Source organism: Parabacteroides sp. KHUB-03 (assembly GCF_056640975.1).
Genome location: NZ_CM153257.1, coordinates 3,519,683 through 3,535,358 on the forward strand (window position 1 = coordinate 3,519,683; position 15,676 = coordinate 3,535,358).

At 44.8% G+C, this 15,676-nt stretch carries 14 protein-coding genes; 9 read left to right on the forward strand and 5 right to left on the reverse strand.

Features of this window, described 5'->3' with window-relative positions; all coding sequences use genetic code 11:
* The first annotated feature begins 23 nt into the window (after positions 1–23).
* From ACYIB7_RS15015 to ACYIB7_RS15035, 5 genes are all read left to right on the forward strand, one after another.
* Entirely contained in the window at positions 24–1,079 is a 1,056-nt protein-coding gene (locus tag ACYIB7_RS15015) for a tyrosine-protein phosphatase (protein ID WP_480337644.1), read from the forward strand.
* Positions 1,080–1,204: 125 nt separating this feature from the next.
* Positions 1,205–2,956 carry a DEAD/DEAH box helicase gene (locus ACYIB7_RS15020; RefSeq protein ID WP_103983683.1) on the forward strand — a complete coding sequence of 584 codons (1,752 nt, stop codon included), beginning with the start codon at positions 1,205–1,207 and terminating at the stop codon, positions 2,954–2,956.
* 74 nt (positions 2,957–3,030) lie between these two features.
* A complete protein-coding gene (locus ACYIB7_RS15025) occupies positions 3,031–4,641 on the forward strand; it encodes a dipeptidase (RefSeq protein ID WP_480337646.1) in 1,611 nt (536 codons plus the stop codon).
* Between the two features lie 12 nt (positions 4,642–4,653).
* Positions 4,654–5,823 carry a C1 family peptidase gene (locus ACYIB7_RS15030; protein ID WP_103982915.1) on the forward strand — a complete coding sequence of 390 codons (1,170 nt, stop codon included), beginning with the start codon at positions 4,654–4,656 and terminating at the stop codon, positions 5,821–5,823.
* Between the two features lie 252 nt (positions 5,824–6,075).
* A complete protein-coding gene (locus ACYIB7_RS15035; protein ID WP_103982914.1) occupies positions 6,076–6,711 on the forward strand; it encodes a ribonuclease H1 domain-containing protein in 636 nt (211 codons plus the stop codon).
* A 57-nt stretch (positions 6,712–6,768) separates the two neighbouring features.
* Here the strand turns inward: ACYIB7_RS15035 and ACYIB7_RS15040 are convergent, their stop codons facing one another.
* A complete protein-coding gene (locus ACYIB7_RS15040; RefSeq protein WP_480337648.1) occupies positions 6,769–7,563 on the reverse strand; it encodes a glycosyltransferase family 2 protein in 795 nt (264 codons plus the stop codon).
* 112 nt (positions 7,564–7,675) lie between these two features.
* On the opposite strand from ACYIB7_RS15040, the gene ACYIB7_RS15045 reads away from it, so the two are divergent.
* Both ACYIB7_RS15045 and ACYIB7_RS15050 read left to right on the forward strand, forming a co-directional pair.
* Positions 7,676–8,575 carry a glycosyltransferase family 2 protein gene (locus tag ACYIB7_RS15045; protein ID WP_103982911.1) on the forward strand — a complete coding sequence of 300 codons (900 nt, stop codon included), beginning with the start codon at positions 7,676–7,678 and terminating at the stop codon, positions 8,573–8,575.
* A 33-nt stretch (positions 8,576–8,608) separates the two neighbouring features.
* A complete protein-coding gene (locus ACYIB7_RS15050) occupies positions 8,609–9,592 on the forward strand; it encodes a glycosyltransferase family 4 protein (RefSeq protein ID WP_480337650.1) in 984 nt (327 codons plus the stop codon).
* Here ACYIB7_RS15050 and ACYIB7_RS15055 read toward each other — a convergent pair.
* Genes ACYIB7_RS15055 through ACYIB7_RS15065 form a run of 3 tightly spaced genes read right to left on the reverse strand, consistent with a single transcriptional unit; the run spans position 9,558 to position 12,630 of the window.
* On the reverse strand, positions 9,558–10,337 hold the full coding sequence (locus tag ACYIB7_RS15055; RefSeq protein ID WP_160034641.1) for a lipopolysaccharide kinase InaA family protein: 780 nt from the start codon (positions 10,335–10,337) through the stop codon (positions 9,558–9,560). The genes ACYIB7_RS15050 and ACYIB7_RS15055 overlap by 35 nt on opposite strands.
* Positions 10,338–10,339: 2 nt before the next feature.
* Positions 10,340–11,629: a nucleotide sugar dehydrogenase gene (locus ACYIB7_RS15060; protein WP_480337652.1), complete on the reverse strand. Its 1,290-nt coding sequence runs from the start codon at positions 11,627–11,629 to the stop codon at positions 10,340–10,342.
* A gap of 23 nt (positions 11,630–11,652) precedes the next feature.
* Positions 11,653–12,630, reverse strand: coding sequence for an SDR family oxidoreductase (locus ACYIB7_RS15065; protein ID WP_103982909.1), 978 nt, complete (start codon positions 12,628–12,630; stop codon positions 11,653–11,655).
* A 158-nt stretch (positions 12,631–12,788) separates the two neighbouring features.
* On the opposite strand from ACYIB7_RS15065, the gene ACYIB7_RS15070 reads away from it, so the two are divergent.
* On the forward strand, positions 12,789–13,559 hold the full coding sequence (locus ACYIB7_RS15070; protein WP_103982908.1) for a glycosyltransferase family A protein: 771 nt from the start codon (positions 12,789–12,791) through the stop codon (positions 13,557–13,559).
* Entirely contained in the window at positions 13,549–14,547 is a 999-nt protein-coding gene (locus ACYIB7_RS15075) for a polysaccharide deacetylase family protein (RefSeq protein ID WP_480337655.1), read from the forward strand. The genes ACYIB7_RS15070 and ACYIB7_RS15075 overlap by 11 nt, the downstream gene beginning before the upstream one ends.
* Here ACYIB7_RS15075 and ACYIB7_RS15080 read toward each other — a convergent pair.
* Positions 14,544–15,671, reverse strand: coding sequence for a glycosyltransferase family 4 protein (locus ACYIB7_RS15080; protein ID WP_103982906.1), 1,128 nt, complete (start codon positions 15,669–15,671; stop codon positions 14,544–14,546). The two genes, ACYIB7_RS15075 and ACYIB7_RS15080, sit on opposite strands and share 4 nt — an antisense overlap.
* Positions 15,672–15,676 lie beyond the last annotated feature (5 nt).

Consider the following 15,676-nt stretch of genomic DNA (forward strand, 5'->3'; position numbering starts at 1 on the left):
ACAAAGCATATTGTAAAACAACGATGATTGGTAAAATTCTTTTTTTATTCACCAGTATAACTACGCTTATAGGATGTACTTCCAATACACCGGAGATACGTTCCCTTTGTTTACGCGACGACATTGGCAATTACATAATCAAATGGGAAACAGATCCTCAGATTGAAGGGACACTGAAAATATATGTTTCCGATAATCCTGAAACATTCAACACGGCAATTCCGGCCGGATACGCAAATATCAGGGATGGTGTCTCCACTTATATTACAAATGACAATATCACCCGGAAATACTTTCTATTGTCATTCAATGATAAATATTACCAGAAAGTAGGCGCCCGGTCTGTTATAATGGATAGCATACAAAACCTCCGCGATTTAGGGGGGTATTTCAATAAGCATAATAAAATGACTAAATGGGGCAAAGTTTTTCGTTCCGGACAATTAAGTTCCTTAACCGAACTAGACACCATCCGCCTGAACAACCTTGGAATAAAAACGATTATCGATCTTCGCACAGAACAGGAGATTGCCGCAGCCCCTATCCGTTACAGCAATGCAAATATTGTTCATATACCCGTTTCCGCAGGGAAAATGGCAGAAATACCTCAACGTATCAAGGAAGATAAAATAAAAAAAGGGGATGCCATCCTTTATATGCAAGACCAGTATTTGCAATTCGTAACAGACAACAGTGCACAGTTTGCAAAGGCATTAGACCTATTTGAAGATGCAAACAATTACCCTATCCTGTTTAACTGTTCTTTAGGCAAAGACCGCTCAGGCTTTCTTGCATTCATATTACTTTCCGCGTTAGGAATACCCGAAGAGATCATTGAACAGGATTATCTGGCTTCCAACAACTATATCGATGTAGGGCATTTCGCTTATCAGGCCCGTGATCTCAGCACAGATGCCCAGGAAAGCATAACTGTCCTGCTCACAGCGAATATATCTTTAATGGATCTGACCTCCCAAAAAATTATAAAAGAATACGGGTCAGTAAACAAATACCTGTCAAAAGGTTTAGGATTAACAGAAAAGAAACGTGAACAAATAAAAGATATGCTTCTATATTAATGTGTATCAAAATTATTTGCGTACCTTTGCACGTTCTGAATATTATACACAATATATAACATCGCATTTTGAAAACATTTGAAGAATTAGGAGTTGCCGCACCTATATTAAAGGCAATTCAAGAAATGGGCTACGAATCGCCCATGCCCGTACAAGAGGAAGTGATTCCTTTCTTACTGGGAGAAGATAATGACGTAATCGCACTCGCACAGACAGGAACAGGGAAAACTGCAGCATTCGGTTTGCCGATCCTACAAAAAATTGACGTTCATATATATCAGCCACAAGCTCTTATCCTATGTCCTACCCGCGAACTTTGTTTGCAGATCGCAGACGATCTGAATGATTATTCCAAATATATCGATAATCTGAAAGTATTACCCGTATATGGCGGATCAAGCATAGAAAGCCAGATAAAGATGCTGAAAAGAGGAGTACACGTAGTAGTTGCCACTCCGGGACGTCTGCTGGATTTAATGAACCGTAAAACAGTAGACCTTAGCAATATAAAGAATGTAATTCTGGACGAAGCGGATGAAATGCTGAACATGGGCTTTACCGACAGCATTAACGCAATTCTGGCGGAAGTTCCTGCTTCACGCAATATGCTACTGTTCTCTGCTACAATGCCACAGGGCATTGCCAGCATTACAAAGAAGTACATGAACAACCCGAAAGAGATCGTTATCGGACGGAAGAATGAGGGTAATAAAAACATCAAGCATGTTTACTACATGGTTCATGCACGCGATAAATATCTGGCGCTAAAACGTATTGCAGACTTTTACCCCAACATATACGGTATCATTTTCTGCCGTACACGTAAAGAAACTCAGGAGATTGCCGATAAGCTGATACAGGATGGCTACAATGCCGACTCCTTACACGGAGAACTGAGCCAGGCGCAGCGAGACTATGTAATGCAGAAGTTCCGCGTAAAAAACATCCAACTGCTGGTAGCAACAGATGTAGCAGCCAGAGGACTGGACGTTGACGACCTGACACATGTTATTAATTATGGCTTGCCTGATGAAGTGGAATCATACACACACCGAAGCGGACGTACAGGACGTGCAGGCAAAACCGGTATCTCCATCGCTATCTGCCATATAAAAGAAAAAGGCAAAATCCGCGAAATAGAACGCATACTGAACAAGAAGTTCGAAAAAGGAGAAATCCCGAGCGGACATGCAATCTGCGAAAAGCAGTTGTTCAACCTGGTAGACCAGATTGAGAAAGTAAAAGTAGACGAAGAAGAAATCGCTTCACTTATGCCCTCCATCTTCCGTAAACTGGAATGGCTGGACAAAGAAGACATTATCAAACGCGTTGTATCCATGGAATTCAACCGCATGATAGACTATTACAAAGATGCAGACGAAATCCAGGTAGTAGATGAACGCAGTTCACGATCTGAACGCGGAGAGAGAGGGGAAAGAGGGGAACGCGGCAGTCGTCGCGGCCATGAAGCAGAAGAAGGCTTTGCACGCTTTTTCCTTAACTTCGGTAAAGCGGACGGATTATTCCCGAACCAACTGATAGAACTTGTCAACAAATGCGTTCCCGGCAAAGTACGCATCGGCAAGATAGATTTGCGCGACAACTTCTCATTCTTTGAAGTAGAAGAAGGTGAATCAAAGCGCGTTATGGACAGTATGAACGGCTTCGAAATAGAAGGCCGCCGTATTTCCGTGGAACCGGCACAAGCCCAGAAAGGCGGAGGAGGAGACCGCAAAGGACGCGGAGGAAGCAGCTTCAAAGGCAAACGCGACGGCAGAGACTTCGGAGGAGGAGACCGCAAAGGACGCAGCTCGGATAAACCCTGGCGCAGAAGTTCTTCCGAACGGGACGCAAGGAAGAAAAGATTTAACAGATAAAACAACTAAGCGGTATCTTTACAAGGTATCGCTTTTTTTATATCTTTACACGCTGTTCCTAAACATACAACGATATGAATAAAATAGTTAACCTTGTCCTCGCTCTGCTAATTTGCGGGGGACCCGTCATTGCACAGGAAATTGAATACTCACAGCCTGTTAATTCTCCGGAAAGTTGCACCAGCATCATGGTGGGAAAGAAAGCATCGGCAGACGGCTCTGTCATAACCAGCCATACATGCGACGGCAATTACCGCACATGGATGGATATCATACCGGGAACTACACACAACAACGACACCACTGTTGCTATCTATACCGGCAGGATGCACACCGAATACTACAACGATCAGAACCGGATGGAATATAAAGGCTCCATCCCCGAAGCGAATACCACCTACCGATATCTTAACACAGCCTATCCTTGCCTGAACGAAAAACAACTGGGCATAGGCGAGACCACCATCTCCGGCCGCAAAGAACTGGAGAACCCCAAAGGCATGTTCGTAATTGAAGAACTCGAAAAGATAGCCTTACAACGCTGCACAACCGCCCGTGATGCCATCCGCCTGATAGGCGAACTGGTTGCCAAATACGGTTATGGCGATTCAGGCGAATGCCTTACCATTGCAGACACCCGCGAAGTATGGCACTTTGAACTCTTTGGAGAAGGGCCCGACAAAATAGGCGGTGTATGGGCTGCCGTACGCATACCCGACGACCATGTAGGCGTATCGGCCAACATCCCACGAATTTCGACTCTCAACCTAAAAGACAAAGACAACTGCATGGCCTCGGCCAACGTTTACGATGTAGCCCGCAGACTGGGATATTGGGACGGCAAAGAGCCTTTCAAGTTCTGGAAAGCATACGCGGGCGCCAATTACTTTGGAGAACCGAAATCATTCAGCGTACGCGAATACTTCATTCTGAATGCGCTTGCCCCTTCGCTAAAGCTGTCGTTCGACCAGGAAGAACTGCCAATCAGCGTAAAACCGGACAAGCCTGTAAACGTTACCGACGTAATGGCCCTGCTCCGCCAAACATACGAAGGGACGGAATGGGACGTCACCAAGAACCTGAAGGTAGCCGTAAAGGACAAAGAAACAAACACGACCGACACCATCATCAGCCCCGCTGCCAATCCGTGGATGCCAACAGACATGATCAATATGCTGAACGCCGTCCGCGAAGGCGCCGTGACGCGCAACCGTCTGGTAGCCGTACCCCAATGCTCCTATTCCACCGTGATACAACTAAGAAGCTGGCTGCCCGATGCCGTTGGAGGCGTAGTATGGATGGCATTGGACAACCCCGGCGAAAGCCCCCGCTTCCCAATCTTCTGCGGAACAACAAAGCTGCCCGAACCCTTCAACATCTGCGGGCAACACCGCCACCGCGACGATGCCGCCATTTGGAAATACCGCAAAGCAAATAAGCTAGCCACCGTACGCTGGGGCTTGACAAAGGAATTCATAAACCAGGGCATCGCCCACTTTGAAGAAAAAGGACAAGCAGAAATGCCCTTTGTAGAAAGCCGCTACCAAGCCATACGGGCAGAAAAGGGCGACGCTGCCGCCAATGCCTTCCTGACCGGATATACGGCCGACTTTGCCGGAGCCACCATGCAACACTGGCAAAACCTTGCCGACGAGTTCTGGAAAATGTTTGCAAGAGGATTCTAATAATTTACACATATGAAAACACTCGCTTTATCTTGTGCCCTCCTGCTGGCTGCCGGCGGAACCTTTGCACAAGGCTACCAATTTACCGAAGTGGTCAAACTGCCGGCCACGCCTGTAAAGAACCAGGCATCAACAGGCACATGCTGGTGCTTTGCCACCACATCATTCCTCGAATCCGAGCTGCTGCGTATGGGAAAAGGCACGTACGACCTCTCCGAAATGTTCATCGTACGCCAGAAGTACATGAACCAGTTGCAAGACAACTACCTGCGCGAAGGAAAAGGCAATATCGGGCAAGGAAGCCTCTCGCACACCTACAAACACGCTTTCGACCAGGTAGGCGTAGTACCCGAAGAGGCCTACACAGGCATCAACTACAATTCGGATCGCCATAACCACGGCGAACTGGTCAAGTACCTCCACGCCATAGCCAACGTGGCCATACAACTACGCCACCGCAGCCCCGAATACGACAAGCTGATAAACAACCTGTTCGACACCTATCTGGGCAAACTCCCCGAAAAGTTCACCTACAAAGGGAAGGAATACACCCCCAAAACGTTTGCCGCCTCCCTTGGGCTCGACATGGACGATTATATCGAACTAACCAGTTTCACGCACCACCCCTACTATAAACCGTTCAGTCCCGAAGTGCCCGACAACTGGGAACACGAGCTAATGTATAACCTCCCGCTCGACGAATTGATATCCGTAATGGACAGCGCCCTGGGCAACGGCTATACCGTATGCTGGGACGGCGACGTAAGCGAGAAAGGCTTCTCCTTCAAAAACGGTGTAGCCATCAACCCCGAAGTCGTAAAAGTAGAAGACTTCTCTACCACCGACCGCGCCCGTTTCGAGAAGATGGACATAAAGGAACGCCTGGACGAGGTTTACAAGTTTGAACAACCCTGTCCGGAAATAAACGTCACACCCGAAGTACGTCAACAAGGCTTCGAAGCCTTTGTCACCACCGACGATCACCTGATGCACATCACCGGCATCGCCAAAGACCAGAACGGTACAAAGTATTACATCACCAAGAACTCCTGGGGGACAGACCGCAACGCCTTTGGCGGCTACCTGAACATGTCGGACAGCTTCGTACGTGCCAAGACCATCTACATCATGGTACACAAAGATGCCATTCCGGCCGGCACACGAGCCAAGCTAAAGCTCTAACCCGGATCTTCCTTTAGCACACACATTAAAACCATCTCCTTACCTAGGGAGATGATTGCCCCCTAAGTAGGGAGATAGTTTCTCCCTAGCTAAGGAGATTATTTCTCCCTAGGTAGGGAGCTTCGTCCGAAAGCCCAGGCACAGACACCATGGAAGCCTGGGCACAAGCCTACCGGGAATATGCTAAAGACGCCTCCGAACTGGGAGGTCACGGATAATTATACTACCTTTGCGAAAAACAACAAGGCAAGCATGGCAAAGAATAAATACTACGTCGTATGGAAAGGAGTTGCTCCGGGCGTCTATGATAATTGGGCAGACTGCAAAGCCCAGGTAGAAGGACAAGACGGCGCCAAATACAAATCGTTCGAAACCGAAGAAGAGGCCGTCGCCGCCTACGAAAAAGGCTACATGCACTACCTGAAGACGACTGCATCTTCCAGAGCCGCGGCAAAACTGTCGCCGGCACAACCTGTCGGAAAGCCCATCAACGAAAGCCTGGCTGTAGATGCCGCCTGCAGCGGCAACCCGGGCGACATGGAATACCGGGGTGTATACACCGCAACAGGGCAAGAGGTCTTTCGCATAGGCCCCCTGAAGCGGGGAACAAACAACATCGGCGAATTTCTGGCCATTGTACACGGGCTTGCCTTTCTGAAACAAAACGGTAGCGACCTTCCCCTCTATTCGGATAGCCGCAACGCCATCCTCTGGATACAGAAGAAGAAGTGCAAGACCCTGCTCGAACGCGAACCTGCCAACAAACCCATATTCGACCTGATAGAACGTGCCGAACGCTGGCTCAACACAAATACCTACACCACCCGCATCCTTAAATGGGAAACCTCCGAATGGGGAGAAATACCGGCGGATTTCGGGAGGAAATGATACTTTATACTCACAATAACGCACCCCCAGCATGAATAAACCAAGAACAGGGTTGAATCATAGATACTTATCCACCCCGTTGGTGCACCTTATGACCTGATGGCTGTTTTGGCCTTCCATATACTTGAAGTTCTTATCGGCATTCTGCATGTATTTATCTTCGTGCCACAGGTGATAGACTATGCCGGCAAACTTGAGGTAGCGCTTTACGCATCCACTGGCCAGGAGGCGGTTGGCAAAGTCGTAATCCTCGCCTCCCCAACCTTCGAAGAACTCGTCGTAACCATTTATCCGGATGTAGTCTTCCTTATAAAAAGACATATTACAACCTAATCCGGGAGAAGCGTGCTTGCGGTAACGAGGCGCCAGAAACGAGGACAGGTGTTTGAAGTGGAAGCCATTCTCCGGCTTGCTTTCAATGCCTTTAGTCCAAGGCCATATCCGGGGAGCACGCCGCTCAAGGCATATCTTTCCGGTAAGCTCGCGATTCAGATTGACGCGTCCGCCCTTTACATAGATGCCTTTTCCGGACAGGCGTATGTGGTCTTCCACAAAACGGGGATGAAGGAAGACATCGCCGTCTATTTCTATAATATAGTTGCCCGAAGCAGCCGCCACGCTTTTATTACGCATCATTGCCAGGCGGAAGCCATTGTCTTCCTGCCAGACATGCACAATGGGGACAGGAAAGCCGGCTTTCATACGTTCTATCAGTTCTTTGGTTTCATCCTTCGAACCATCATCGCCTATTACTACCTCGTCGGGCAGTACTGTTTGGTGTCTGATACTGTCGAGGCAAACTTCCAAAGCGTCCGGACGATTATAAGTAGAGACAATCAGGGATACATTCATTGTGTAAGTATTTAGATTACATTAATTAAGGCAATAAAGGTAAATACTATTTCCTTTCCTGCCAAAGTAATCCCTATATTTGCACCACTGTACACATTCATAGTTTAAAACAATGACACAAAACGACAAGCGATTCTCCATACTCATCCCTACCTGGAACAATCTGGGTTACCTCAAACTGTGCCTGGAGAGCATCCGTAAGAACTCTACTTACAAACACCAGATACTGATTTATGTAAACGAAGGTTCGGATGGCACCGCAGACTGGTTGAAGGAGAACAAAGAATATGAATACATCCACAACAAAGAGAATGCCGGTGTCTGCTGGGCACTCAATGCCTTGCGAACACGGGTAAAGACGGATTATATCCTATACATGAATGACGATATGTACGTCTGCCCCGAATGGGACAAAGTGTTGTGGGAAGAGATCCAAAGGATGCCGGACAATAAGTTCTTCCTGTCCGCCACGCTGATACAGCCGCGCCCTTTTTTCTGCAAAAGCGTCATTGCTCCTGCTAATTTCGGAGAGAGCCTCGAAACGTTCAGAGAGCAGGACTTATTGGATAACTACCGCACATTGCCACATACGGACTGGTTCGGTTCTACCTGGCCTCCTAATGTGGTGCATAAAGAAATGTGGGATCTGGCAGGAGGCTACAGTGTAGAGTTCTCTCCCGGCATGTATAGCGATCCCGACTTTTCGGCCAAGCTGTGGATGGCAGGCGTACGTATCTTCAAGGGTCTGTCCGAAAGCCGGGTGTATCACTTCGAATCCGTTTCAACAGGCCGCGTAAGGAAGAATAACGGCAGTCTGCAATTCCTGCAGAAATGGGGTATCACATCCGCCTCTTTCATGAGAGATATCCTGAGACGAGGAGAGCCTTTCGATGCCGGCAAAATAGGCAAACCCAATGAATTGCTACTAAAGAAAGACATTTCACGCAGCCGGTTGAAGAAGTGGCTTTGCGCTTTCAAGAAGAGCGGACAGGCAAAAGCGCTCTGGGAATAAGGTTAAAACAATCTATAATATAAGAACTGAACTATGCATTTAGGAGTTATCTTACCGCATACCAAATTATACGGCGGCGTAAAACGCTTTCTGGAATTAGGTAATATATTTATTGAGAAGGGACATTCGTTTACGGTCTATACTCCCGACGGAGCCTCTCCCACCTGGTTCAATTTCAAAGGAGAGACAAAGCCTTTCTCTATGCTGACGGAAGATTCTATTGACGCTTTGTTCACCACCGAAGTAAAATTCATAGAACAACTTACCACAGCCAATGCCAGACGGAGAATACTTTATCATGTCCGCATCACCGAGAATCTGAAACCCTTCCTGAAGCATGGAGGAGTAGAGATATTTGCCTGCTCGTCCAATATCTACCTGCACGACAAAAAGAAATACGGCATCGAAGCGTTCAAGGCATTGGGTGGAGTTGATACTTCCAACTACAAGGCAAAGGAAAGCTATGCAGTAAAAGACCGTCCATTTGTAGTCATGGCCTACGGGCGCCTGGCCGAACGGGTAAAGGGGACAAAGTATGTTGTCCGTGCATGCGAAAAGCTTTACAAGAAGGGGTACAACATCCGCATGTTGCTATTCGATACGGCAATCAGCGAGAAAGCGCAGGAGCTGATAAACAACTTCACGGCCAGTGTGCCGTTCGACTTCATCCAGAACCATCCGTTCGATAAGAACTCGGAGATATTTAACAAGGCCGATCTATTTGTTGCTGCCGAACGTCATGCCGGATGGTCTAACACCGTGTCAGAGGCGATGGCATGTGCACTTCCGGTAATTGCCACCCAAGCCGGTACCAAAGACTTGCTGATAGACGGAGAAACAGGATTGCTCACCAAGCGATACACATTCCTGTTCCGCCGCAAGATTAAGAAACTGATAGAGGATGAGACTCTACGCCAACAGCTCGGGCAAAACGCTTACCGGCATGTGAAGAACTTCGACTGGCATGCATTGGCCGACCGTATTATTTCGCATCTCGAGGGAACAACAGGCGTTTGATGCGGCGCCTGTTATCACGGATTATGCTCTTTAATTCTACAAAGTTATTATGGGCAGATGAATACTGCACAAGCTGCTCCGCCATGCGATTGGCATCGGCATGGCTCAGTTTAGCATATTCTTTCGCAATGATCCGTAATTTATCGTCGGGCAATTCCAGCATAGACAAGTTCTTCAGGCCTTTCTGCGTAGAGACAGGCTCGAAGCGTGTACGGTTCAGGTCTACCAGGTAGAAATGATAATTGCCGTCATCCTCTTTTCTAAGTAATGTATTACCGGGAGAATGGTCTATAAAGAAAATGCCTTTCTGATGGAAGTCGTAGGTAAAACGGGCAAAAGCGCGGTATACATCATCTTGTTCTTCCTCCGGCAATTCTGCAATTTCACGAAACGTTATTACTCCGTCCAGCTGAAGGGAGATATAATAGCTATAAGTCAGCCCGATGGCATCCTTATAAAGAATGTATCCGACAGGGGCAGGAGTTCCTACACCCATTTCCATCATACGTTCTGCATAATCGTACGAACGTCTGGCTTTTGAAGGGCGCACATAGGCATACGCTACTCTATTGATGATATGCGGAAGCTTAAATGACTTAATACACATGCGGAAACCTCCAATATCCATCACCTTCAGCACATTGCGTCCGCTATAAATAAGTTCACCCTCTTTATCAAAACGCTCGGGGATGGAAAGGATTTCCTTCTCAAGATGAGCGTATGCCGAACTTATCCGATACTGCATGTTCATAAGCGGTTATCAACAATAGCAGGATCGATACAACCTTTCACATCATACACAACTCCATTAGGAATGGTCAAAGCCTGAATATCCAGCGCAAGGAATTCTTTATGAGCCACTGCAAGAACAATGGCGGCATATTTGTGTTCCGGGAGCTTGTCCGTTACTGCCAGTCCGTATTCGTGTTCAACATCCCGGGGTTTAGCCCAGGGATCATAAATAGTCACTTTCGTTTCATAATCCTGTAAGGCTTTTACCACATCGTAAACCTTTGTATTACGTACATCGGGGCAATTCTCCTTAAAAGTAAAACCCAATATCAGCACTTCAGCATTACGTACCGGCAGGTCCTTCTTTATCATACATTTCACTACCTGATTAGCAATATACTCCCCCATACTGTCATTTATACGCCGGCCGGCCAGGATTACTTCAGGATGATAGCCATAGTCTTGCGCTTTCTGAGCCAGATAGTAAGGGTCTACGCCTATACAATGTCCGCCTACCAAACCCGGTTTAAAAGGCAGGAAGTTCCACTTTGTAGCAGCAGCGGCAAGCACTTCACTGGTATCGATACCTATCAGATTGAATATCTTAGACAACTCATTGACAAATGCAATGTTTATATCCCGCTGCGAGTTTTCTATTACCTTAGCTGCTTCCGCCACTTTGATACCGGAGGCAAGGAAGGTTCCGGCTATAATAACAGAGTTATATACTTCGTCTATCTTTTTAGCCACTTCGGGAGTAGAGCCGGAAGTTACTTTCTTTATCTTCTCAACCGTATGTTCCTTATCCCCCGGATTGATACGCTCCGGAGAATAACCGGCATAAAAGTCTGCGTTGAATTTTAGTCCCGACACCTTTTCGATCACCGGAACGCATTCTTCTTCCGTAACTCCGGGATAAACAGTCGACTCGAAAACAACAATATCGCCTTTGCCTATCACCTTGCCCACGGTTTCGCTGGCTTTATACAAAGGAGTAAGATCAGGGGAATGATGACGGTCTACCGGAGTAGGCACACATACGATATAAAAATTACTGTCCTTTATATCATCCAACCGGCAGGAGCAATACAAACCTTTCTCTCCGGCGGAAGGCACTTTATCTATCAATACAGATTGCAGAACCGAGTCGCCTACCTCTAATGTAGAATCATGTCCGGACATCAGCTCTTCCACTCTGGCCTGCTTCGCGTCAAAACCAACGACCGGATACTTAGAAGCAAACAATCGGGCCAAAGGCAAGCCTACATATCCTAATCCAATAACAGCAATCTTTATATTCTCCATGTTACAGTCATTTAATAATCGATTTATTTCAGGTTCTCCCAATACCAGCGAACCGATTGTTTCAATCCTTCCCGCATACTGAACTGCGGATTATAGCCCAGCAGCCTTTTAGCCTTTTCTATAGAAGCTAACGAATGTGGTATATCGCCCAAACGGTTAGGGCCGTGTTCAACTTCAATAGCCGCTATAGCCGGATCAAAATCACTCAGGTACTCTTTCAAACAACCAACCAGTTGATTCAGTGTCGTCCTTTCACCAAAAGCCGTATTATATACAGTATTAAGCGCTTCCTTATTGGAAGTAGAGAGCGCCAGCATATTCATCCGAATCACATTGTCTATATAAGTGAAGTCTCTGGAATATTCGCCATCTCCATTTATAACAGGCGATTTATGCTCCATAAGCAGTTTTACAAACAAAGGGATTACTGCCGCATAAGCTCCGTTCGGATCCTGGCGTCGCCCGAATACATTAAAATAACGTAAACCGATGCATTCCATTCCGTACGTTTTGGAAAAGACATCCGCATACAGTTCATTTACATACTTTGTCACTGCATAAGGAGACAAAGGCTTTCCTATTATATCCTCTTCTTTCGGTAGAGTAACAGAATCACCGTAAGTAGACGAACTGGCTGCATAAATAAAGCGTTTTACTTTTGCATCACGTGCCGCTACAAGCATATTTATAAATCCACTGATATTAACAGCATTGGTTGTAACCGGATCTTTTATGGATCGTGGCACGGAGCCTAGCGCAGCTTCATGCAACACATAATCTACTCCTTCCACCGCTTTTTCGCAATCCGATAAATTACGGATATCTCCCACAATCAATCTGAAAGAAGGATTATTAAAATGCGAACTGATATTTTCGGGTTTCCCGGTTGCAAAGTTATCCAGACATACCACCTTATACCCTTCCTGCAACAAATACTCACACAGGTTAGAACCTATAAAACCGGCTCCTCCCGTTACTAAAATAGTTGATCCTTTTTTCATGACTTTATGAACTTATCAGCCTCTAAAAGACAATACTGAAGGGCAAAGATAAGATATTCTTCCCGAATAATTGGATTGTAAAAAAACTTTGTCTAGTTTTGCCCTATCCCCTTTTCAGCATCTCAGGTAATTTTGATATAAGGTAAAACAAATTAAATATGAAGTCTATACAACCGGCAGACATCGAATTAAGTTATATAATGCCAGTATTCTTTAATCAGAAAAATACAAATGTCTTAACTAATTTATTGGAAGATTATTCCAAAATAGCCCCGGCAGTCCTGAAACGGATTCAATTTGTTATAGTCGATGATTGTTCGCCTATACCTGTAACAGTTCCCAGTCATATTAATATTAACTACCAGATTTATCGTATAATAAGCGATATCCGCTGGAATCAGGGAGGTGCCCGTAATCTGGGAGTTGTAAAAGCAATCAGCCCCAAAATAATACTGACCGATTGCGACCACTTCTTCCCAGAAAAACTTTTATCACAAATATTAGACAGCAAAATACCACAACATACATTATATAAATTCAAGCGGGTTGATGCTAATGGAAATCAGCAACAATCCCCTTGTAATATCTTTTATACTTCCAAAATGACTTTCTTTTCTTCCTTAGGATATGATGAAGAATTTTGTGGCAATTACGGATATGAAGATGTTATGTTCCGTCATTTCCAGCACGCAATGGGGAATAAAATTAAATACTTTACCCGTTTCAAGAAAATTATTTCCAATACAATAGACCGTGAAAATTCTTATCACAGTCTCGTACGTGACACAACCACCAACCTGGCATTAATGGAGGCAAAACTACCATTATTAAAAAATAAAAATCCATTTCAGGCCCATAGCCGATTATTCCTTAACTTTGAATATCAAAAAGTAGCAGAAAACTGGATACAATACAAACATGAGAAATAGTAAACTGAAACATAATCTGGTAGAGTTCGGTATTAGCCGCGCATTACGTTTTCTGAACAAAAATCCCAGAGTCATTTTCTATCATGGCGTAGATTTTGCAGAAAATAACCATTCCCTGCACATCAACCCTGATATATTTGAACAAGAGATAGCTTTTTTATCAAAGCACTACGAAGTAATATCCATTCATGAATATGAAAACCGCTTCCGTAATAACCAGTTTAATGGAAAAGAAATAGTTGTGACATTCGATGATGGATATAAGAACAATCTAACCATAGCCGCACCTATTCTAAAATCTTTGAATATTCCTTTCACCGTATTTATTTCGACCAATCATATCGAAAACGGGAATTATTTCCCAACAACAATAGCACGCATGATTATACGGAATAATAATCTATCTTTTGTAAAGATAGATTGCCTTAAGCTTAAGGCGGAATTAAAGAACAACATGCAGAGAGAGGCTATTTGTGACGCTGTTATCCATATCTTAAAACATTCCAATATCCGGCTGGTTAATGAAATCTGCCATCAGCTAATTGAAAATATATCACATGATGAATATGAAGAATTATGTCATTTCCACAAGATAGAAGCTCCGATGAACTGGGAAGATGTCATAAAACTCCATACAGAATACAACTGTACAATCGGATCACATTGTAAAGACCACTTCATCTGTAACATCTACCAGACAGAGGAAGAAACAAAAACACAATTGAAAGGTAGCAAACAAATCATTGAAGAAAAGCTACATGTTTCCTGCGACTACCTGGCTTACCCAAACGGAATTTATAATAAAGGAGATGTCACAGCTTATGCACAGCATACAGCCAAAGAGGCCGGTTATAAACTTGCTTTTACAACTGTTACAGATCGTTTAAGTGCAAAAAGCAATCCAATGCTAATGCCCCGGTGTGCAGCACGTTTCGAAATGGATGATTTTATTATGAAGCTGGTATTAAAACCTAAAATACAATTTTAAAGCAGTTCTTTATATAGCTCTATTATACGGCTGGCAATTATTTCATCGGAAAAGTTCTTTACAAAAGCTTTACCAGATTCGGTCATCTTCTTTACCAAATCGGGAGAAGACAATACTTTAGCAATACTTTCCGCCATTCCCGAGTCATCATCAGGATCAACATAAATAGAATCAGGTCCTCCGGCTTCTTCCAAACATGAGCCTGTTGCCGCAATTACCGGTATGCCCGAATGCAATGCTTCAATTACCGGAATACCGAATCCCTCAAAATAAGAAGGATACACAAATAAAGAGGCTTGTTGGTAAATAGCCGGTAAATCTTCAAAAGGCACATGATTCAAAAGGCGGACACGGTCTGCCAGGTCATTTTCTTTCACATATTGTTCCACTTCGTCTGCATACTCCGTATGCTTGCCAATAGCAATCAGTACAACATCCTTGTCTATCTGCTTCATGGCTTTTACAGCCAAAAGTAAATTCTTTCGCCGTTCTATACTTCCCACATTTAATATATAGCGTTCCGGCAAGTTATAGGTTTTCCGGACAGCTGCTTTCTTCTCATCATCGGCGGGTTGTATAAAAGAATAATCGCAACCCTGATAAATAACTTTTATTTTATCAGCATCAATATGGAAAAAGCGGATGATATCTCTCTTTGTCATCTCGCTGATAGCAATTATGCGGTCTGCTTCACGGCAGGCTTTACGGAACTTATATGCATAGATAGAACGATCTATCCGGCTATAAAACCGGGGATAACGAAGGAATATCAGATCGTGAATTGTCACAACAGACTTAATACCCCGTTTCTTTAGTCCACAAGGCAGTTCATTACTTAATCCGTGAAACAATTCAATTTTATCTTTCTGTAGAACGGAAGATAATGCAACCGAACGCCAGAAAGCCTTCGGAAAGCATGTAATTAACCCGGAAGGATAATGAAAGCGTATCGCCTGACTGGTATTTACCTGTGCACGTAAATGAGCATCACCTTCACCCGGAGAGTAAAGTTCGTACAAATTACCAGGATAAAAAGAAGAAAGTATATTCACAATATACCTGCTATAATTACCTAATCCCGTCCTGTTATGAGTTATACGCTTAGCATCAAACCCTATCTTCATAGCCT